Genomic DNA, 20,535 nt, shown 5'->3' on the forward strand with positions numbered 1-20,535 from the left:
TTAGATTTAACTATAACCGTCATTCCGCTATTTGTTAGCAGCTTGGAAGTATAATGTGAAAAGCTCTTATTCGGATAGCGGTTCTAAAATCACAGTAATTGGAAACTGTTAACTTAAGTTATCCTTTAAGAGAGCTAGTACAATTTCTTACAGGTTTCATACATGATAAGAGTTTTATTTTTAGCTAAACCAATTGAAATAAGCTATAAAATCTGTTAAAGTCAGCTTTGTGCAAGCACCCTTAGCTCAGTTGGATTAGAGCATTTGACTACGGATCAAAAGGTCGGGCGTTCAAGTCGCTCAGGGTGCACCATATTTTATAGGAAATAGAGGTCATACTTGAAATTCATATATGTAATACCTATCTTTAAAGGTAAAATACTGAGCTATTATATATGAACAAAAAAGACTACTATGATCTGCTAGAAGTGAGCAGAAATGCTAGTACTGATGAGATAAAAAAAGCATATAAAAAACTAGCATTAAAATATCATCCTGACAGAAACCCTGGTAATAAGGAAGCAGAGGAAAAATTTAAAGAAGTAACAGCTGCATATGAAGTTCTATCTGACTCTGAAAAAAGAGCAGGTTATGATCGTTATGGTCACGATGGTGCTTCCGGTGGATTTGATTTCAGCCAAGCTGGAGGGGATTTTAGCGATATATTTAACGATTTTTTTGGTGGAGGATTCGGCGGCAGTACAAGTAGGTCAAGAACAAAAAGAAGTACAACAGGAGTATCTGGAGCAGATCTGCGCTACGACCTTAAAATTACCTTGGAAGATGCATTTAAAGGAATACAAGCACCTATACATTATGTGACAAATATAAAATGTAATACATGCCAAGGCACAGGTAGCGAAGGAGCAATCAAACCAGTTCAGTGCAACACATGCCAGGGAAGCGGTAAAATTAGAACTCAACAGGGCTTTTTTACCATTGAAAGAACGTGTACTACATGCTATGGGGAAGGAGAAATAATACAAAATAAATGTAAGAAATGCGGTGGAAGTGGACGTAAAAGAGATGAAGTAAATATCTCCGTTTCAATTCCAAAAGGCATAGAAGAAGGAGCTAAAGTAAGGGTCAGTGGTAAAGGAGAAGCTGGAGCAAGAGGTGGAAAAAGCGGAGATTTATACGTATGTGTGAAAATAGCTACTCATCAGATCTTCACTCGCAATAGAGCAGATTTACACTGTAAAGTGCCTATAAGAATGACACTAGCAGTACTTGGTGGTGAAATCGATATTCAATCAATTGATGGAGCTAAAATAAAAGTAAAGGTCCCTGAAGGCACTCAAACTGGTACCAAACTACGTTGTAGGGAAAAGGGTATGCCATATATGAACTCACATGCTCGTGGTGATTTATACGTACAGGTAATAGTTGAGACTTTAAATCCAAAGAATTTAACCCAAAAGCAGATTGAGCTATTAAAAGCGCTTGAGGAAGAGGAACATGAAAGTGTAGAGCAGAAATCTGAAGGATTCTTTGGAAAAGTAAAAAAAAAATGAGAAATTTGCTAAATGATATAAAGAGGTAGCTGTATACACTTAATTCTTTTTACCAATTTGAAAGCCTTCTCTTTTAGTGAAAAGATTTTTTTAAGTTATGCAAAAGTGATAAATTCCTTTATTTAAGGTCGAAGTTTTGCTATCCTCGCATTTTAATAATTTAAAATTAATGAACATAAACAAAAATGAGTTTTTATTTCTTCCTCTTGGAGGAGTAGGAAGAATTGGGATGAACGTTAGCCTATATCATTATCAAGGCAAGTGGATTATGATCGACCTTGGTATCGGTTTTGCAGATGAAACTATGCCAGGTGTTGAGCTGCTCATCGCTGATGTAGATTTTATTGCTCAAAGAAAAAAAGATTTGCTTGGAATAATAATTACACATGCACATGAAGATCACTGTGGTGCAGTGCCTCATCTGTGGGAAGAGTTAGAATGTCCCATATATACAACAAAGTTTACGGTTAACTTTCTCAAAGAAAAATTGAAAGAATTTCGATTGGAAGGTATAGTACCTTTGAAAGAGGTGGACATAAATGGCAGCATAAATTTGGGTCCTTTTACCGTTGAGTTTATAAATGTAACTCATTCAATTCCTGAAGCAAATTCAATATTAATTAGCACTGAAGCAGGTAGTGCACTTCATACTGGGGACTGGAAATTTGATCCAAAACCTGTTGTTGGATTAATTTCTAATATAGAGCGTTTAAAAGAAATTGGCGATAAAGGTGATCTACTTGCAGCAATTTGTGATTCAACAAACATACTGAGCAAACACGACCCTGAATCAGAAAGTGAAATTTATGATAATATTTACAATATAATAAAGCGGTCTAAAAAATTGATTGCTGTATCGCTATTTGCCTCAAATGTGGCGCGAATTGAGACTATCGCTAAAGCTGCACAAGCACTAAATAGAAAAGTGATTTTACTTGGCAGATCTTTATGGAGAATAGTGAAAGTTGCTCAGGATAGTGGTTATTTAACTGATTCTCCTGAGTTTCTAGAAGCAAAGGAGGCAGTAAATTTTCCAAGGGAAAAGCTGGTGCTACTTTGCACAGGTTGTCAAGGTGAGCCACTGGCAGCAACCTCAAGGCTTGCTAATAAGAGTCATCAAGCATTTAAAATGCAGCAAGGTGATACCATGATCTTTTCATCAAAAATCATTCCTGGCAATGAAACTCGTGCACATAACATGCTCAATGCCTTTATTGAGATGGGAGTGGAAGTTATTACTGAAAAAACAGAGAATGTTCATGCTTCCGGACATCCAGTAAAAGCAGAGCTAAGGGAAATGTATTCTTTGATAAAACCTAAGATAGCTATTCCAGTTCATGGTGAGTATATTCATACGGATGCACATGTAAAGTTCGCTAAAGAGTGCGGTGTGAAAAAAGCAATAATGATTGCACCAGGTGATATTGTTAATTTGGAGAATGGAGAAAAAGTTAGTTCAATTGATGTTGACTACTTTGGTATTGATGGTACGTTGCTACGCCATCCAGAATGCAGCGTTATAAAGATGCGTGAGAGAATGAGAGATGCTGGGGTTATTGTAGTAACAGCAATTGTGAATAAGAAAAACAAATTGCTCGCTAAGCCAAAAGTATTTGCACCTGGTGTTTTCGAAGCGCAAGAAGATGCAGCCATTATGCAAAAGATCATAGAGAAGGTTGAGTCAGCATTTAGTCCACAACCGATAAAAAAAATAAGAAATAAGATTGAAAGTTCAATATTTAGTATCTTAAAGGAATATTTACTAAAAAGACCTATAATTGAAGTCCAAATAGAACAGGTATAGAAATATACCTCTTTTTATTAACCATTATTTGAGTAAGAAGTTAACAATGTATTCTTTGATGTTATTTCAGCATGCAATACTGGAATCCGTAAAAAAAAATCAGTGTCAGATCACACAACTATACAAACATTGTGATTTGAATCTACCAGAAGGGTGCCATCTCAACGCCCAGGCAAACATTGTAGTTTTAGAGCAATCTCCACCAGTAGAGTGTCATCCCAGTGCTCTGACACTGGAATCCAGTTTTTCATGCAACCTTGTCAAAGACGTTTATTTTAGAATAAAACAGCTACTTTTATGCTTGCCACCTCAGTGCACTTACTTGCAGTCAAATTTCTGGATTCCAGTGTCAAGTACTGCAGAAATTGATTTACTCTACTGTCATGCAGTTTAACTTCAAAAGTAAGCTATTTGCTGAGATGACAGGAGGTAATGCAAGAAATCTAATGAAGCTATTCGTTCAACTGGTGTTATTTATTTCGTTATTTATTCCTTATTCCACAAAAGCTGTTTTATATGTTGATATAAAAAAAAGCAATATTGGTAATATTGATCTTGTTGTATCTAAATGTGCATGCAAGACAGAAGTGGAAAGTGAGCTAAGTGAAAGCATCACAAAAGTAATTGAAACAAATCTATCTAATTGTGGCTTATTTAATGTGAAACGTAACACGAAAGTTGAGTCTTGGAAAAGCGATACTGTAGTCACAGTAAGTTTAAGTGAAGTATCAAACAGAAATTTAGAGCTATCTTTTCGTTTATCTGACAGCTTTACAAACAGAGAATTACTTACTCAGTCGGTTGTTTTTCTAGCAAAAGACTGGAGGAAAATTAGTCATCTTGTTTCAGATGTGATACATGATAGATTGATTGGTGAGAAAGGGCATTTCAATACAAAAATTACATATATCGCTGAAGAAAAAGATAGCAATTACAAATCCGTCCGTAAAATTGCTGTGATGAATCAAGATGGAAGTAATATAAAGTACTTAACAAATGGTGAGAAATTTGTGTCAACACCAAGATTTTCACCAAATGGAAAGGGTATTGTTTATATCTCATACACAAATGGTAAAAGTTATATAATATTAAAAAATTTAAAAGATAACACTGAATCAATAATCAGCGCATTTGAAGGAGTTATTTCTGCACCAAGATTTTCTCCTGATGGTAAATCTCTTTTTATTTCCCACTCATTGAGTGGTGAAACAAATATATTATCTCTAGACTTAAGTAGTAAACGAACAAAAAAAATTACTAAAGGTTCAGCTATAAGTACTTCTCCCTCTTTGTCTCCAGATCAAAAGTACATGGTTTTTAGTTCTGATATAAGTGGAAGTCAGCAACTATATATCATAGATTTCACTAAAAAAAGCAAAAAACCCAAGAGAATTAGTTTTGGAAATGGAAGATATGCTACACCTGTTTGGTCGCCAAAAGGAGATCTGATAGCTTTTACAAAAATTCAGTCAGGAAAATTTTACATAGGAGTTATGAAGCCAGATGGCAAAGAAGAGCGCTTGCTTTCAGAGGGACATAAAATTGAATCTCCGGCATGGCTACCAAATGGCAGAGAAATTATCTTTACTAACGCAGAATCACCAAGCAACTCTAAATTATATTTAGTAGATTTAGTAAAGAAAAATCAAAAAATGGTTTTTACTCCAACGAATGCTTCTTTACCAGATTGGTCTTATTTTTGAAAGTAGATCTATAAAATCGGTATAAATCTTGCTTTATCTTAATCGTTTATAACCTTCGGTACTACGAAATACCCATGCTCCGATTTTGTATTGGATAATATTTCTTCTTTAATGTTTTGAGAATTTATAATATCATCGCGTACATGGACATCCTTATCTATAGTTCCATAACGCATAGGAGAAACACCTTCAGTATTAACTTTCAACAAAGTATCATGTATCCAATCCAGCATTGTCAGTTCTTTTGAGTAGTATTGAATCTCATCATCGGATAACTTAATCCTCACAAGCTGTGCAGTTTTAAGCATTTCTTCCTTAGTAATTGTTATTTTTCTCTTATTTGCAAATTCTATTAACGAAGTGATAACATCTTCTGTTGATCTAGCTGGCACTTTTACCTCCTTGCATAAAGCAAATTAAAATATTTACAATTGAAACAACCTCTATCTTATCATTTTTTTCAAATTTGTGAAATACGGTGTCCGTAATTACTAATTTATCCAGAGAAGAGGAAGAGATTTTCTCAACTGCATTTCCTGAAAGTATTCCATGTGTAATGCACGAAACTACAGACTTTGCTCCTCGGTTTTTTAAAGCAAGAGCTGCATTACATAATGTTCCGCCAGAGTCAACTATATCATCAACAATGACGCAATTTTTGTTTGCAACTTCTCCGATTACATTCATTACCTCAGATGTACCTGCTTTTTCTCTATATTTATCTACTACAACAATATCATTATCCAACTTGTGTTTTTCCTCTAAAATCTTTGCAAAAGTACGAGCTCTGCCAATTGCTCCAACATCAGGCGCAACTATTGCCAAGTTTTCCTTGTATATAGAGTTAACAAATACTTCAAAACAGCTTAGATTAGTAACTGGTATATCAAAAAAACCTTCAATTTGACTTGAATGCAAATCAATAGCAGCAACACTGTTTGCACCAGCTGTTTGAATAAGATTTGCAGTTAATTTAGCACTTAAAGCAGATTGCATATTATTGTTTTTAATAACCCTATCCTGCCTACTGTATCCGTAATAAGGAATAATAGCTGTTATTCTCTTGGCTCCAGATCTCTTTGCTGCATCAATTGTAAGCAGAAGCTCCATAAGGTTATCATTTACAGGGGAAGAAAGAGATTGTACTATATATACCTCTTGATTACGTAGATCATTTGCTACTTCTACATTTACCTCACCATCGGCAAATCTTGACACCTGATTGGGGAATAGCTGAGCATTTAGCCCACTTGCTATTGAATCTCCTAATCGTTTACTAGCGCTACCTATTATTACCTTCATATATACCAATTAAGTTTTGAAAATTATACAGAAACCATGGAACGATTAAAACTTTATTCTTGCCGCCAAGTGGATCATAGAAACGAAAAAGTTACTCGAAACATTTCACCAGCTTTCTTATCATGCAACTCGTTTTCACAAAGGTACGTACTATTTTTCTACTTAAAAATAAAGTAAATTTTTTGTGATGCTAAGCATTTTCTATAATTTTTCATTAGATTTATTAAAAATTTGACAATTATTAAAATATAGGCTAAAATATCTATATATTTAATGGAGAAACGAAATGGATTTTAGTCAATTTGTTCGAGACGACTTTCTTGATTTGCACTCGAAAACAATAAACATAAGTGAATTAGTAAGATTTTTACAGAGCAATCCTAATATTACAAAGCTTAGTTTAAAACACTGTTATATTGATGATGAAGGAGCAGAAGCTTTAGCTAATGGTAATCTTGCAAACCTTACTCAACTTAATTTAAGTTCGAACAGTATTGGTGATGAAGGAGCAGAAGCTTTAGCTAATGGTAATCTTACAAACCTTACTTCACTTGATGTAGCTTTGAACAACATTGGTGATAAAGGAGAAAAAGCTTTAGCTGGTCTTAAAAAAGTTAATGTTAAAGGTATAGAAAATTTTAGAACAATGGATAGTTTGATAAATAAATTCACACAAAGTAACTCTTCAATAGAAATTTTTGATCCAGCTAAATCGGAAAATAAAACAACACTTGATGATATTATAATTCCAGAAAGCGTTAAAAAGGAGCTAAACAAGATTCTTGGTACTATTCCAGAAAGAAATAAAGAATTACTTAAAAAGACAGGTTACAAACCAGAAAAAGGCTATCTTTTTTATGGTCCACCCGGAAATGGTAAAACCAAAATTGCTCGTGCAATTGCATGTCAAGCTAATGCAAAGTTTATTAGTGTTTCTGCATCTGAATTTCTGAAATCGTATATTGGTGAAGGTGAAAAGTACGTAAGAGAAATTTTTAAAAAGGCAAGAGCAAATGCTCCTTGTATAATTTTTATAGATGAAATTGATTGTATTGCTACAAAACGTGGTAGCGGTGGTAGTTCTAGTCATGCTCAATCATGCGACAGCCTTGTGAATCAGTTTTTAACCGAGCTCGATGGTTTCAACCCACTAGAAGGTGTAACAGTAATTGCTGCAACTAATCGTAGAGATGTTTTAGACACAGCGTTTACTAGGCCAGGCCGTCTCTATAATCATATTGAAATTCCTTTACCAGATAAGACCCAGCGTAAGGATATATTGGACTTATATATAAAAAAATTCAAAGATACCGAAGGGTTGGAAGTTACAGTAGATACTGGAAAACTTGCAGATAAAACTGATGGTTTCTCGGGAGCTGAGTTAGAATATTTAATAAATAAAACAGCATGGGATATTATATATAATGCTACAACTGAAGGAAAAGTCGCTATTAACAAGAATCACTTCATTAAGGCAATTAAGAAGAAGAAATCTCAAGGGCCTGAAAGTGAGCAAGTTAATAATGATCTAGAGTCACTCAATAGTCCTGTTGATAATGAAAATAATGTAGAAAGTCATAGCTCTGCAAATAGTGGTCCAAATGTTGTAGATACTCAACAGTTGGCTAAAGTGACTAAATTACTTAATGATATACAAATTAAAATTAATGCGCTACAGGAAGAACGTGAGGAAATATTTGAAGAACTTGACTCTATGAGCAGTAACTTAGAACAGGGCCTAGATTCTGTAAGGAAAGACTTAATTAAAGTAACTCAATGTGCTGAAGAACACACTCAATTAAAGAATAATAATCTAAAGACTATCACTGAAAAATATACTCAACTAAAGAGTGAATTAGAGAGTATGGTAACAACCGAACTCAAGAAACATGAAAGCACATTAGAGAATCGAGTTAAAGATCTACAAAAACAATTTGAAGGTAAAAATAAAGAGCTAAATAGTAAATATGAAAAATTCTTAGGAGCAAGCAACAATAGTAAAAGGCAAGGTAGTTACGCCTCTATTTCTTTTGTATTATCTGGAGCATCTGCTGTTGGTGCAAGTTTGACAATGTTTCATTTAGCAATGTGTCTTTCACTCGCTGTAGCCGCATTAATTTTTCTTGCAGCAGGATGTTACTGTTTGTATAAGGCAAATACAACACTTAGTAATGTTGAAATTGATCAAACTACTAATCTTGTAGTTGTTTAGATAGTTTTTAGGCTTTTAAATCTGTACCTGTTTGGCAAGTTAAAAAGTCCTTGCTGGTGCTGTAGCTTAAATTGAAGAAAATGGCGGAAGTGTAGAGTGAGGTAGTTTTTGATCAAAAATTTAAGATATTTTTAAAAAAACCACCTTTCTTGACGCGTATGAACACTCCCAAATTTTTTATAGGTTTGACTTCACCTGATTTACAAATAGAAATTGGTTGAGTGTTTGCCATTTATTCTTATAAACAGCATTTTGCTTTTTTTAGCACGTAGCAATTCTTGAATTCTATGATATTATTTTTGTAAAATTGTTATATATATCATAATAACGGCACTGGCTGAGTTCATTAAGTAATTTTATGGGCAGTGGAATGATAAAAAGCGTTTTCACAAACACATTTTACTACATAATCAGCGCTAATATTAAAATGCTTATAAAGAGCTTCATAAGGTGCTGATTCTCCAAAATTTTTCATGCCAATAAATATACCGTTTGAACCTATATATTTATGCCAACCCACTTCACTTCCAGCTTCAATTGCAACTTTAATACTATCATTATTTAATATTACCCCTTTATATTCATCACTTTGCTCGTCAAAAAGCCTCCAAGACGGCATAGAAATGACCCTTGTACCTACACCTTTTTCCTGTAATTTTTCTCTTGCCTCAACTGCAATTTCAACTTCAGATCCGGTAGCAAATATCGTCACTTCTAGCTTCCCTGAATATTCGCATAGTATATATGCACCAAATTTTGATAGGTTGGCCAATTGGTCAGTATAAGAGTGCATGTAATTAATATTTTGCCTTGAAAGCGCAAATAGTGCAGGTGACTCTTTTTTTTCAAGTGCAATGCTAATGCACTCCAAAGTTTCAATTGCATCTGCTGGCCTAAAAACATACAGATTTGGTATAGCTCTCAGAGAAGCTAAATGCTCTATTGGCTGGTGAGTTGGACCATCTTCTCCTACTCCAATTGAGTCATGAGTCATTACATATATAACCTGCTGTTTCATCAAGGCTGAAAGACGTATAGCAGGGCGGCAGTAGTCGGAAAACACTAAAAAAGTTCCACCATAAGGAATAATCCCACCATGAAGAGCCATACCATTCATACAAGCTGCCATAGCGTGCTCTCTCACTCCATAGTGTACATAAGAGCCACTATAATTATTACTATCTATTGCCTGCATGTGCTTATATTTAGTACAATTTGAACCGGTAAGATCAGCAGAGCCACCAATTAGTTCTGGCATAGACTTAGTTAATAGTTCCATTACTCTGCCGAAAGAAGATCGAGTAGCTTCGTTTGGCATTAGCTTACATATTTGTTTCTTCAGATCAGCCAAATCACTCTCGATATTATTCGGCAAACGTTTCTCAAGTCTTCTTTGTAGTTCTTTATTGATCAAGGATGTATAGTTTTGCTTTGCCCTCTTAACTGTTTCTATCCAAGCGTTTCTCACATCTTCTGGTACATGAAATGGTTCATAGTCCCAATTTAATTTTTCTCTCATCTGTTTTACATCTTCCTCTGTAAAGGCACCACTATGAGCAGAAGATGTGCCAGCACGGCTCGAAAATTTTCCGATAATAGTTTTGCAACAGATTAGTGTAGGTTTATCAGACTTTTGCGCCTGCTCTATTGCAAGGGATATAGCATCAAAGTCATGCCCATCGATTTTGTCAACATTCCATCCATACGCTGAAAAACGCTTTTCTACATCATCAGAGCAAGAGAGGCTAGTAGAGCCGTCTATAGAGATGTCATTGTCGTCAAAAAGTGCTATCAGCTTATTTAATTTAAGATGCCCAGCAAGGGACGCTGCTTCATGGCTTATACCTTCCATAAGACAACCATCTCCTAGCATTACATAAGTGTAGTGACTGATTTCAAACTGCTTTTCAAGAATCGATTCAGCAAGTGCCATGCCAACAGCAGTGGCAAATCCCTGACCAAGCGGGCCTGTTGTTGCTTCTATACCAGAAGTTAAGCCAAATTCTGGGTGACCTGGAGTTTTTGATGTAAGTTGCCTGAAGTTTTTTAGTTCATCTATACTAATGTAGCCTGTCAGATATAATATAGAGTATTGCAACATTGAACCGTGACCATTTGATAGGACGAAACGATCTCTACTGATCCATTGAGAATCATCAGGGTTATGGTTTAGATATTTAGCAAATAATACAGTGGCAACATCTGCCATGCCAAGTGGCATACCTGGATGTCCAGAATTTGCTTTTTGTACTGCATCAATTGATAAAAAGCGGACAGCATTTGCCATGGATTTTAGTAGTAGATGATTCATGTATTAATAGGAAAACTTAAAAGTGAAGTATACTATATCATAGTGGCAAAAACAAGTTGACACTTAATGTTAAAATCATTAATAATTTATAGTTAGATTGTGAGAATTTTTGTATGACAACTGTTATCAATAGAAAGTATAGAATCAGTCGCAGGCTTGGTGTAAACTTATGGGGTAGAGCAAAAGATTCGGTCAATAAAAGAAAATACCCTCCAGGTCAGCATGGTATTCTTGGATTTAAGAAGTTATCTGATTTTGGTAAGCAGTTTGCTGCACATAAAAAATTTAAGTTCTACTATGCAATTTCAAGTAAGCAGCTTAGACGTACATTTTTAGATGCCTACAAAAGAAAGGGTTATACGGCTGATAATTTTATTGGTGCCTTAGAATCAAGGTTAAGTTCTGTTTTATATCACTCTGGTTTTGTGCCAACAATTTACTCGGCAAAACAGCTTATATCTCATAAACATGTTACAGTTAATGATAAGGTGGTTAACATATCAAGTTATAGAGTGAAGCCTGGTGATATAGTAAAAATAAGGGAAAGAGCAGCAAAAATTCCTATATTAATAGAGGCTGAACAAAAACAAGAACGTAAGGCTCCAGATTATTTAGAGGCAGACAGCAAAGCACTTTCAGTGAAGTATTTGAGAGCGCCTCAATATTCCGAAGTCCCCTATTCAGCAGACATGGAAGTCAATTTAGTAGTAGAATTTTACTCTAGATAAACAACATAAGGCCCGTGTGGCGGAATCGGTAGACGCAGCGGACTTAAAATCCGTGGGTTTTGCGACCTTGGGAGTTCAAGTCTCCCCATGGGCACCAGTTTAATTTATTAAAAAAGTATGAAATGGCTTGATATAGAAGATATTGCAGAAGCTCTAGAAGAGAAATTTCCAAATGAAGATATAATTAGTATTAGATTCACTGAACTTAAAAGAAAAGTCTTGGATTTAGAAGAGTTTGATGATGATGAAAAGTATTGTAATGAAAAAATATTAGAGGCCATTCAAGCAGCTTGGATTGCAGAAAGATCTTAAAAAACAGATAGCTATAAGAAAATTACTGCATACAGTAAAAAGATAATCTTCTTGGAAATACTATACTTTACTCGAATTTTAATTAGCTTCATAATAATTTAACAAATTAAAATTAAAAATGATTACAAGGTAGGAAACACAAAATTCTGGCAAATGCTAGATATACAAATACTGCTTTTTATGTGTGAGGCCGAGGATTATGAAAACAATAAGTTAGTTTTTTGTATAAGAAAGTTGTAATATAATTTAATTTTAAGCACTGGAAAGATGTTTAAATATAGCGGGCCAAAGAAATTAAAATCTATAATAGAAAACTATGCATTAAAATGCATGAAAAATAAGATCAGCAAAAATGAAATACGTCTTATTTTAAACTGGAAAAGTATAGTTGGAGAGGAATTAGCAGAATGTACAAAACCACAAAAGATCTCATACGCACAAAACGTAAATTCTGGTGTTCTGCATCTGTTAGTAACAAATGGCAGTAAAGCATTAGAAATGCAGCATATGGTTTCTCTTGTAATAGAAAAAATTACAGTGTTTTTTGGCTATAAAGCAGTATACGGTATAAAAATCAAGCAAGGGAGTTGACTATTTAACTATATAAGGTTAACCTAGTTACATAGGATAAATTGGTATATTGAAGTGAGTAGAATTTGTGAATTAACAAATAGAAAAAAGTCTTTTGGTAATAAGGTATCGCACTCAAATCGTAAAACAAAGCGTACCTTTCTCTTAAATTTACATAAGGTTACATTAACGAGTAATATATTAGAAAAAAAGTTTAGCTTTCGTATAGCGACAAGAACTTTAAGAACTATAGATTACAAAGGTGATCTTGATGCTTTCTTGCTCAACACAAAAACAATTAAACTAAGTAAAGAAGCGCAAAAGATAAAAAGAAGATTAAAGAAAGTTTTAGCAAAACAAGAGGTAGAGCTAGCTGTTTCAGATGCATAGTAAGCCTACATGGCTCAGAGCAAAAGCTCCAGCTGGTAAAGTATTCAATGAAACCTTAAACACTGTTAAGCTACATAACTTACATACAGTATGCGAAGAAGCTGCGTGTCCAAATATTGGTGAATGTTGGAATAAACGTCATGCTACTGTGATGATTCTCGGTTCTGTTTGTACTCGTGCTTGTGCGTTTTGCAACGTTGCAACTGGCATTCCTGATAAGCTCGATCCTCATGAACCAGAAAATTTAGCAAAAGCAATAAAAAAGTTAAATTTAAAGCACGTTGTCATTACCTCTGTTGACCGTGACGATTTACCAGATGGTGGTGCAAATCAGTTTATAAGGTGTATAGAAGAAATTAGAAAGATAACTTCGGAAACAACAATAGAGATTCTCACTCCTGATTTTTTAAATAAGAAAGGAGCATTTGAAGCAATAGCTATTGCATCACCTGATGTTTATAACCACAACATCGAAACAGTACCAAGGCTGTATGCAAAAATAAGACCAAGAGCTCGTTATTTTCATTCACTATATTTGCTAAAGATGGTGAAACAGATTAATCCTAAACTTTTCACGAAGTCAGGGCTTATGGTTGGTCTTGGAGAAACAAAAGAAGAAATCTTTCAGGTTATGGATGATTTACGTAGCGCCGAAGTTGATTTCATTACAATTGGTCAATATCTGCAACCAACTCCAAAGCATGCAAAAATTGATAGATATGTTACTCCAGAAGAGTTTGAGCATTATAAATATATTGCTTATTCTAAAGGCTTCTTGGTAGTTGCATCAAGTCCATTAACCCGTTCATCATATCACGCTGAAGAAGATTTTAACAGGCTCAAGTCCTGTAATTGACATCTCGATTTTATTGTCCCAAATTTGGGACAATAAGTCAGGAAAGCTTAGTGTGTTGCCCTGGGCTTAACTTTTTACTTAGCTGATCACAAAAAGTATGAATTTTACAGCACCTAAACCAGCTGTTTAAGATCTTATATAAGCAATTGACAGCTACTGAGATGCCAGCTAAAATATTTACATAGTATATTAACATAGGGTAAGGTGAACTTTAGTGACTATGTACATGACAAAATTTTAACAATATCAGATATAAGTGCTAAGATTGATGTAAGAGATCTAGTAAACTTTCTAAAGAATAAAAAAGATATTAACGAGCTTAATTTAATAAATGTAGAGATTGATAGTAAAGATGTAAAAGAGTTAGGTAAACTTACACATCTTACTTCGCTTACTCTAAGGAACAATAAACTTGGTTTTGAAGGTGCAGGATATATAGGTAAAAGCAATCTAAAAAACCTTACTTTACTTGAAATAAGTAATAACAATATTGGAGACATAGGTTTTGCATTTTTGATTGGCAGCAAACGTCTCCCAAATCTTACTTTATTAAATGTAGAAAACAACAACATTGTTGGAGTGTGGCGCCACCACTATGGAGGAGATATAGCACTCAAAAATCTCACCTCACTTTATGTAGAAGGTAACGGTAAAAAATTCTTAAATGATAAAGAAGTTATCCTTGATAGTATAAAAAAAAGCTCAATAACCGAAGCGCCTGGACACTCTAGAGTAAAAGATGGTGAAGGTGCTACAAAAAAATTAGTAGCTAAAAGAAAAAAAACGATACAAGCTACCAATAGTCAGTCAGATCCTAGTAGTAGGTTAAGTATAGAACTTTCCAAACAAGATGGGCTGCGTGAAATAGTACTTGACACTGAAACTACAGGTCTTGATGTCAATAGCCATCGAATTATCGAAATAGGGTGTGTAGAACTAATTAATCATATTCCAACAGGCAAAGTATTCCATCGATACATCAACCCAGAAAGGAGCATAGACAAAGGTGCATTTAAAGTTCACGGTATCAGCGAAGAATTTCTAAAGGATAAGCCATTATTTTCAGAGATTGCATCTGAATTTCTTAATTTTATATCTAGCGATACTTTGGTAATTCACAATGCTGGATTTGACATTAAATTTTTGAACATGGAACTTGGTAAACTGAATGCCAAATTAATCTCTTCAGACAGAGTGTTAGATACATTACCGCTTGCAAGAAAGAAATTTGGACCACCGGCTTCTTTAAGTGCATTGTGTGAGCGTTTTGGTATATCGCTAGAGAGTAGGGAGTTACATGGAGCGCTAATTGACGCTGAGTTGCTAGCAAAAGTATATGTTGAGCGATTACAAACTCCTTTGGATCGATGTCAGCATGCAGTACGTAACTTATCTCTTAGAGGACACTTGCCAAGTAATGAAGAAGTTAGTGAGCAGTTAGATGAGATTAACGTATCTGTTCATGAGGGAGTAGTAGATAGAAGATTGTAAAAACGCCTTTTTGCTTTCAGTAGCGAAATTATTCTCTCAATGAATGTGTTTTCTAGCTTTAAAAATGCGAATCTCAATATCTTATCTTGAATTACTTAACTGTTGGTTCAAGTTTAAGTTCTTATCATGGTATGTATTTACATCTTTTAACACTTTAAGTGGTTCACCTAGAATATGTTCCACTTTTGTCTCAAATTTAAATCCCAAATTTCCAAAAAATTCTTGAAAATACTCAATAGTAATGTCACACAAACTTCTACCACTTGCTTTATAATTTTTCAGCTCTTTCGGAATATTAATAAGCACTTTACCATCCTCATATGTTACATTTCGACCCTTACATTTTAGTTTAAATTCTACTGAACTGCAAAAACCTGGTGTTTTAATATCATTAACAAGATCACTGCTGCACACCTTTATACAATCCATGCTAAAATTAAATTTTAGACAATTGGAGTCACGGCAATCCATACTATAAGTTATTGTTATGCTAGAATCTAACACAAGCAAGCCAAATGGAGAAAGAGCCTTTAATATATGAAGAAACAGAAAATGATTATACCCTTCTTGATGATAGTTAGTTATCAATTCTTCCATGATAGAGTCACTCGGAACTTCTGCACCAGCATATTCAAATATTTTTATGAAAATTTGCTTAAGAAATGGACTATAGTTCTTTCTTCCATTCTCATCTTCTAAAATGAGATCTTTATGTTTTGAATATAGCTTCTCAATAAGCTCATTAGGCACTTCTTTCTCATTAATAGTAAGGTTGTGTGATCTACCAAGGTCAATATATGTGTTGTAACCAGAGTTCCAACAATCTGATTTTATTGGCACAGATTTTAAATCAGCATACTTGAGCTTTTCCACTTCAGATTTTAATGCATTAACTATTTTTTTTGCCATATTATTCCCTCTATCACATAGATTAATACTAGTATTATATTTTATTGACTGTCAATTATTTAGAACCTTTGCTTTAAAGGACTTTCTATCTTTAACAACTGTTATGCAAGCGCATTGCTACCCTGTCTACTTCTGCTCCTTCCAGCTTGTTATCTACTCGTTCATGGTATAGATCTTTTCCCTTCGTCCAGGATAGGTCACCATTTATTGTACAAACGTAATTGCCATTGTTCTTTTCGAAAAAAAATAGCCCTAGTTTGCTTTTGTCTTGACCGATCAATCCATTACGGACTACTTCCACGGTATAAAATTGACCTAAATTTAAACCTATTTCACGATACCTAGAATAATGACAGACTAGCGGATCATATAGTTCTCTTATCTTACCATTTCTTAGATCAACTATTTTGCGCTCTATCTTATCTAATTCCTCTATAACACTCTTCCCTTTTTTCTTCGCTTCATCATCTAACAGCTGTTTCTCTCCCAACCCTTTATAAATAGCAAAAAACCGTAGTTTTTCTTTTTTCACAAAATTAGATAAACGCTCTGCTAACTCATAGCACATTTTTTCTTGACTCAGTATTGCGCTTTTATATTGAGATAAAATATTAATCGCTATATGTGGACAACTGTGCGCCGTAGAAACACGGAAAGTGTTGAAGCTGTGCAGTAGATGAGGGAGGGCCCCTCGGAGCCGGTTTGCAAGAGCAGGCTTCAAACAGCCATAAGCTGCTTTGGTAAAGAGCTAAGGTAGTGAGCGTTATGGAAAAGGCACAATTATGTGTCATGTATGAAATAGAGAGACGAACGCAAGTGAACCACTGATGAAGTGTCGAAAGCGTAGAGACGACGTCAAAACCAGGGGGTAGTCGTTAACCTGGGATGAATCTACTGGGAGCTTGTTTACTGGGTAGGTGGCGTCCGGCATAAAAGTGGCGTGAATCTATTTTAGGCTATTGCATGGAACTACGGGAACCTGTCGTTTCGATGAAAAGGGAGAAGTCCAAAGAGCTGATCTCTGAGGATGAGAGTACCGATGCGAAAAACAGGGGCGGATTAGCTCGTAGTAGCGAAGAAGTTTCTGTAATGGAAATGGAGTGAAGGGGCTAAGTTATTTAGTTTTAATTATTTATCAACCGAAAGGGAGGAGTCAATGAATAAAACAAAGTCTTTTGATATACCGAAGCAACTTATTTGGAGAGCTTATAAACAAGTATCGAAAAATAAAGGTGCAGCAGGTGTAGATGAGGTCTCGATAACAAAGTTTGAAGAAAATCTAAAGGATAATCTATACAAATTATGGAATCGGATGTCATCCGGAAGTTATTTTCCAGAGCCGGTAAAAGCTGTTGCGATACCAAAAGATACAGGAGGGCAAAGAATTTTATGTGTGCCTTCAGTATTCGACAGAATAGCGCAAACAGCAGCTACAATGTATCTTGAGCCGTTAGTAGAACCGAAATTTCACGAAGATTCATATGGTTATAGACCAAATAAGTCTGCGCTGGATGCGGTATACACAGCACGGAAGAGATGTTGGAAAAATGATTGGACGGTAGATCTTGATATATCTGGATTTTTCGACAATCTGGACCACGATTTAGCACTGCAGGCTATCAAGAAACACACAGACTGCAAATGGGTCATACTGTATGTTGAGAGGTGGATGAAAGCCCCCATTCAGCAAGCAGATGGCAGTAGGGTAACAAGGGATAAAGGAGTTCCGCAAGGAGGTTCTATAAGCCCAATCATTTCAAGCATATTTATGCACCATGCGTTTGATATGTGGATGAAACAAAATTATCCAACAGTACCATTTGAAAGATATGTAGATGATGCGATAGTGCACTGCAGAACTAAAAGACAGGCAGGATTTATGAAAGTAATGATTGAAGAAAGATTGGCTAAGTGTAAATTGAAGTTACATCCTGAAAAGACACAGATTGTGTACAGTAAGGATGATGATAGAAAAGAACAATTTCCTAAACAAAGCTTTGATTTTCTAGGTTATACTTTTAGACCTAGAGTAGCAAAGAATAAGATGAGGAATTATTTCATCTCATTTCTACCTGCAATTAGTAACAAAGCCAAGAAGAAGATCAAGAAAACCATAAAGTCATGGAGAATACATCGGATTACATGGACCACACTAGAGGAAATATCGAAGAAGATAGATCCAATAGTCAGAGGCTGGTTTCAGTACTATGGCAGGTTTTATAAATCAGAGATGTATCCATCTCTTAGAAATATAGAGAGATACCTCATAAGATGGGTCAGGACAAAATATAAGAAACTTCGTGATCACGGAAGACTAGCAAAGCAATTTCTAGGAAAAGTGAGAAAGAGGTCTCCAAGTATTTTCTATCATTGGACACTTGGGTTAGGATCAAAAGGCTAAATAATGGGAGCTGTATAAGCCGAGAGGTTTCCGTGCAGTTCTGCGAGAGACTGGTGGGGAAGCTCCGCCGGTCTACTCTCCTACTGCAATCAGATCATTATTTAAATCCGTTTTAATAATTTTGCCGGTCTCTTGATTAACATGTGCAGTAATTTGCCCTAATAAAATTCCCTCAGGAATTGTTATATCCTTCCCTATATGAGAGTCAATGGCTTTTAAAGAATCAAAATCTATATATATCCCACCTTCGTGTCCTGTAAACTGCTTTAAGAGTGCCAGAGCAACTAATCTAAAAGTATCTATTTCAACAGCAAAGTATGTTCTTTGTTCATCTGTCATGTTATACATATCTCTAAAGAAATCTTTGATACTAGTATCTTTACCATCTATCTTCCATCCTTGATCTATTTCGCTCCAGTCATACTGATGCAAGTCTATAACATGTACTCCTTCAATTCCTTTCAGTTCACATTTTAAATCATCTATTTGATTTTCTTTGAATCCAGGACCGTTGATAATCAAATATATATCCCTCTCTTCTTTATTTATTAATTTATGATTTTTTATTATATCTAAGTAATTAAGGTCACTGTTTTTACCATCTGGTAAAGATGCACCATGTACTCTTGGCACCCAAGTTAGTATTATTGGCGCTTCATTTGATAATTTTTTTACATTACTGATCATTATTTTACCTCAACACATTGATATACTTATATTATTATAATGAAATTCTAGCAAAGCATAAGTAAAATTTAAGTATTCTCCAAAAATTCTCGCTTCCTTACTACCTACCATAAGTTTTAGTTTACAGTCTCTGCTTCAAAGAACTTTCTATTTTTAATATAGAAAGTCCTTTAATAACTGTTATGCAAGCGATAGCTTTTCCATTGCCATCTGGTCTATTTTTGCTTCTTCCAGCTTGTTATCTACTCGTTCATGGTATAGATCTTTTCCCTTCATCCAGGATAGGTCGCTCTCTTACTTAAAAACATAATTACCATTGTTCCCTCCAAAAGTAAATAACTTACATCTGCTAACTTCTTCACCAATCAGTCCTTTAGTAACTACCTTTTGAATGTGTACGTGACCTAAGTTAAAACCTGTTGAAGAACAACCAAGATATGATGAATTAAGATATTGAAAATTTTGTGATTGCGTATCATACAACGCTACTATTCCTCTCTTTTCAAGATCATCTACGTATCTGTTTACCTCTTTGGTTGTTTTTTTTACCTTTCCCTCAATTATTTCTATTTGTTCCTCTGTAATTTTTTTCTTTTCTCTCAGCTTCGCAAGATCTTTATCCAATAGTTCATCCATTAACAATGGTAAACGTTGTTTTATATCACTGCACATTTCTTTTTGGCTTAATATTTTATCCTTATACTCAGATAAAATATCAGCTGCTACGCTTGAATCATTTATTGCAACTAGATCATTATTTAAGGCTATTTGAATAATTCTTCCACTATTCTGGTCAGGCATTACCAATACAGCCCCTAACAATATTCCCTCAGGGATTGTTATATCCTTCCCTATATGAGTGTCAATGGCTTTTAAAGAATCAAAGTCTATATATATTGCACCTCTCTCTCCTGTCATTTTTTCTGAAAGAGCAAGAGCAATTAATCTAAAAGTATCTATTTCAATAGCAAAATACATCCTTTGCTCCTCCGACATATTATACATATTTTTGAAGAAGTCCTTTATGCTAATATCTTTACCATCTATTTTCCATCCTTCATCTATCTCACTCCAGTCATATTGGTGTAAGTCTACAACATGCACTCCTTTAATTTCTTTCAGTTCACGCTTTAAATTATCTATTTGATTTTCTTCAAATCCAGGACCATTTATAACCAGATATATGTCTCTCTCCTCTTTGTTTTTTAATTTATGATTTTTAATTATTTCTAAATAATTCAGGGTACTATTTTTACCATCTGGTAAAGATGCACCATGTACTCTTGGCACCCATGTTAGTATTATTGGCGCTTCATTTGATAATTTTTTTATATTACCGATCATT

17 protein-coding genes, 2 tRNA genes and 2 pseudogenes are annotated in these 20,535 nt (G+C 34.7%); 14 read left to right on the forward strand and 7 right to left on the reverse strand.

The window, feature by feature from the left end; translation table 11 throughout:
- Positions 1-235 precede the first annotated feature (235 nt).
- From OOL01_RS04465 to OOL01_RS04480, 4 genes are all read left to right on the forward strand, one after another.
- A tRNA-Arg gene (locus tag OOL01_RS04465) sits at positions 236-313 on the forward strand.
- Between the two features lie 82 nt (positions 314-395).
- Positions 396-1,514: a molecular chaperone DnaJ gene (gene dnaJ, locus OOL01_RS04470; RefSeq protein ID WP_264686411.1), complete on the forward strand. Its 1,119-nt coding sequence runs from the start codon at positions 396-398 to the stop codon at positions 1,512-1,514.
- Positions 1,515-1,683: 169 nt separating this feature from the next.
- Complete coding sequence (locus tag OOL01_RS04475) at positions 1,684-3,318, forward strand: ribonuclease J (protein WP_264686412.1); 1,635 nt, start codon at positions 1,684-1,686, stop codon at positions 3,316-3,318.
- A gap of 446 nt (positions 3,319-3,764) precedes the next feature.
- Positions 3,765-5,021: a Tol-Pal system protein TolB gene (locus OOL01_RS04480; RefSeq protein ID WP_064085826.1), complete on the forward strand. Its 1,257-nt coding sequence runs from the start codon at positions 3,765-3,767 to the stop codon at positions 5,019-5,021.
- A 38-nt stretch (positions 5,022-5,059) separates the two neighbouring features.
- Here OOL01_RS04480 and gatC read toward each other — a convergent pair whose 3' ends face one another.
- Together gatC and OOL01_RS04490 are read right to left on the reverse strand one after the other, a co-directional pair.
- Complete coding sequence (gatC, locus tag OOL01_RS04485; protein ID WP_010401704.1) at positions 5,060-5,413, reverse strand: Asp-tRNA(Asn)/Glu-tRNA(Gln) amidotransferase subunit GatC; 354 nt, start codon at positions 5,411-5,413, stop codon at positions 5,060-5,062.
- Entirely contained in the window at positions 5,403-6,323 is a 921-nt protein-coding gene (locus OOL01_RS04490) for a ribose-phosphate diphosphokinase (RefSeq protein WP_264686413.1), read from the reverse strand. Before OOL01_RS04490 ends, gatC begins: the two co-directional genes overlap by 11 nt.
- 286 nt (positions 6,324-6,609) lie before the next feature.
- On the opposite strand from OOL01_RS04490, the gene OOL01_RS04495 reads away from it, so the two are divergent.
- Entirely contained in the window at positions 6,610-8,535 is a 1,926-nt protein-coding gene (locus tag OOL01_RS04495) for an AAA family ATPase (RefSeq protein WP_264686414.1), read from the forward strand.
- 346 nt (positions 8,536-8,881) lie between these two features.
- Here OOL01_RS04495 and tkt read toward each other — a convergent pair whose 3' ends face one another.
- Positions 8,882-10,846, reverse strand: coding sequence for a transketolase (tkt, locus tag OOL01_RS04500; protein ID WP_264686415.1), 1,965 nt, complete (start codon positions 10,844-10,846; stop codon positions 8,882-8,884).
- A 113-nt stretch (positions 10,847-10,959) separates the two neighbouring features.
- Here tkt and rpsD point away from each other — a divergent pair, with 113 nt between their 5' ends.
- From rpsD to dnaQ, 7 genes are all read left to right on the forward strand, one after another.
- On the forward strand, positions 10,960-11,574 hold the full coding sequence (rpsD, locus tag OOL01_RS04505; protein ID WP_006012690.1) for a 30S ribosomal protein S4: 615 nt from the start codon (positions 10,960-10,962) through the stop codon (positions 11,572-11,574).
- Between the two features lie 10 nt (positions 11,575-11,584).
- Positions 11,585-11,671, forward strand: a tRNA-Leu gene (locus OOL01_RS04510).
- Positions 11,672-11,691: 20 nt separating this feature from the next.
- Positions 11,692-11,886 carry a Fe-S cluster assembly protein IscX gene (iscX, locus tag OOL01_RS04515; protein WP_007302643.1) on the forward strand — a complete coding sequence of 65 codons (195 nt, stop codon included), beginning with the start codon at positions 11,692-11,694 and terminating at the stop codon, positions 11,884-11,886.
- Positions 11,887-12,153: 267 nt separating this feature from the next.
- On the forward strand, positions 12,154-12,477 hold the full coding sequence (locus tag OOL01_RS04520) for a DUF721 domain-containing protein (RefSeq protein WP_006012687.1): 324 nt from the start codon (positions 12,154-12,156) through the stop codon (positions 12,475-12,477).
- Between the two features lie 54 nt (positions 12,478-12,531).
- Positions 12,532-12,846 (forward strand): 50S ribosomal protein L28, encoded by a 315-nt coding sequence (rpmB, locus tag OOL01_RS04525; RefSeq protein WP_007302640.1) that lies wholly within the window; start codon positions 12,532-12,534, stop codon positions 12,844-12,846.
- Positions 12,839-13,702 (forward strand): lipoyl synthase, encoded by an 864-nt coding sequence (gene lipA, locus OOL01_RS04530; protein WP_264686416.1) that lies wholly within the window; start codon positions 12,839-12,841, stop codon positions 13,700-13,702. Before rpmB ends, lipA begins: the two co-directional genes overlap by 8 nt.
- An 831-nt stretch (positions 13,703-14,533) precedes the next feature.
- Positions 14,534-15,193, forward strand: coding sequence for a DNA polymerase III subunit epsilon (gene dnaQ, locus OOL01_RS04535; protein WP_372436136.1), 660 nt, complete (start codon positions 14,534-14,536; stop codon positions 15,191-15,193).
- A gap of 81 nt (positions 15,194-15,274) precedes the next feature.
- Here the strand turns inward: dnaQ and OOL01_RS04540 are convergent, their stop codons facing one another.
- On the reverse strand, positions 15,275-16,102 hold the full coding sequence (locus OOL01_RS04540; RefSeq protein WP_264686417.1) for a hypothetical protein: 828 nt from the start codon (positions 16,100-16,102) through the stop codon (positions 15,275-15,277).
- 91 nt (positions 16,103-16,193) lie between these two features.
- The gene (locus OOL01_RS04545) at positions 16,194-16,670 is read right to left on the reverse strand and encodes a hypothetical protein (protein ID WP_264686418.1); all 477 of its coding nucleotides are present in this window, start codon (positions 16,668-16,670) and stop codon (positions 16,194-16,196) included.
- Positions 16,671-17,065: 395 nt separating this feature from the next.
- On the opposite strand from OOL01_RS04545, the gene OOL01_RS04550 reads away from it, so the two are divergent.
- Positions 17,066-17,206, forward strand: a complete 141-nt coding sequence (locus OOL01_RS04550; RefSeq protein ID WP_019078704.1) for a hypothetical protein — start codon at positions 17,066-17,068, stop codon at positions 17,204-17,206.
- A gap of 52 nt (positions 17,207-17,258) precedes the next feature.
- Positions 17,259-18,503, forward strand: coding sequence for a group II intron reverse transcriptase/maturase (gene ltrA / locus OOL01_RS04555; protein ID WP_007302363.1), 1,245 nt, complete (start codon positions 17,259-17,261; stop codon positions 18,501-18,503).
- An 81-nt stretch (positions 18,504-18,584) separates the two neighbouring features.
- Here the strand turns inward: ltrA and OOL01_RS04560 are convergent.
- Positions 18,585-19,190, reverse strand: a pseudogene (locus tag OOL01_RS04560) (hypothetical protein); the annotation flags it as partial.
- 180 nt (positions 19,191-19,370) lie between these two features.
- A pseudogene (locus tag OOL01_RS04565) lies at positions 19,371-20,534 on the reverse strand (hypothetical protein).
- Position 20,535 lies beyond the last annotated feature (1 nt).

It is taken from the genome of Wolbachia endosymbiont (group B) of Rhopobota naevana (genome assembly GCF_947250615.1).
Classification (GTDB): domain Bacteria; phylum Pseudomonadota; class Alphaproteobacteria; order Rickettsiales; family Anaplasmataceae; genus Wolbachia.

Bases quoted from the DNA above. Each gene is read 5' to 3' on its own strand.
- OOL01_RS04495 (WP_264686414.1), top strand. From the start codon at position 6,610: ATGGATTTTAGTCAATTTGTTCGAGACGACTTTCTTGATTTGCACTCG.
- OOL01_RS04520 (WP_006012687.1), top strand. From the start codon at position 12,154: ATGTTTAAATATAGCGGGCCAAAGAAATTAAAATCTATAATAGAAAAC.
- OOL01_RS04490 (WP_264686413.1), bottom strand. From the start codon at position 6,323: ATGAAGGTAATAATAGGTAGCGCTAGTAAACGATTAGGAGATTCAATA.
- OOL01_RS04475 (WP_264686412.1), top strand. From the start codon at position 1,684: ATGAACATAAACAAAAATGAGTTTTTATTTCTTCCTCTTGGAGGAGTA.
- OOL01_RS04550 (WP_019078704.1), top strand. From the start codon at position 17,066: ATGGAACTACGGGAACCTGTCGTTTCGATGAAAAGGGAGAAGTCCAAA.
- OOL01_RS04545 (WP_264686418.1), bottom strand. From the start codon at position 16,670: ATGTGCTATGAGTTAGCAGAGCGTTTATCTAATTTTGTGAAAAAAGAA.
- iscX (WP_007302643.1), top strand. From the start codon at position 11,692: ATGAAATGGCTTGATATAGAAGATATTGCAGAAGCTCTAGAAGAGAAA.
- lipA (WP_264686416.1), top strand. From the start codon at position 12,839: ATGCATAGTAAGCCTACATGGCTCAGAGCAAAAGCTCCAGCTGGTAAA.
- OOL01_RS04480 (WP_064085826.1), top strand. From the start codon at position 3,765: ATGAAGCTATTCGTTCAACTGGTGTTATTTATTTCGTTATTTATTCCT.
- tkt (WP_264686415.1), bottom strand. From the start codon at position 10,846: ATGAATCATCTACTACTAAAATCCATGGCAAATGCTGTCCGCTTTTTA.
- dnaJ (WP_264686411.1), top strand. From the start codon at position 396: ATGAACAAAAAAGACTACTATGATCTGCTAGAAGTGAGCAGAAATGCT.
- ltrA (WP_007302363.1), top strand. From the start codon at position 17,259: ATGAATAAAACAAAGTCTTTTGATATACCGAAGCAACTTATTTGGAGA.
- rpsD (WP_006012690.1), top strand. From the start codon at position 10,960: ATGACAACTGTTATCAATAGAAAGTATAGAATCAGTCGCAGGCTTGGT.
- OOL01_RS04540 (WP_264686417.1), bottom strand. From the start codon at position 16,102: ATGGCAAAAAAAATAGTTAATGCATTAAAATCTGAAGTGGAAAAGCTC.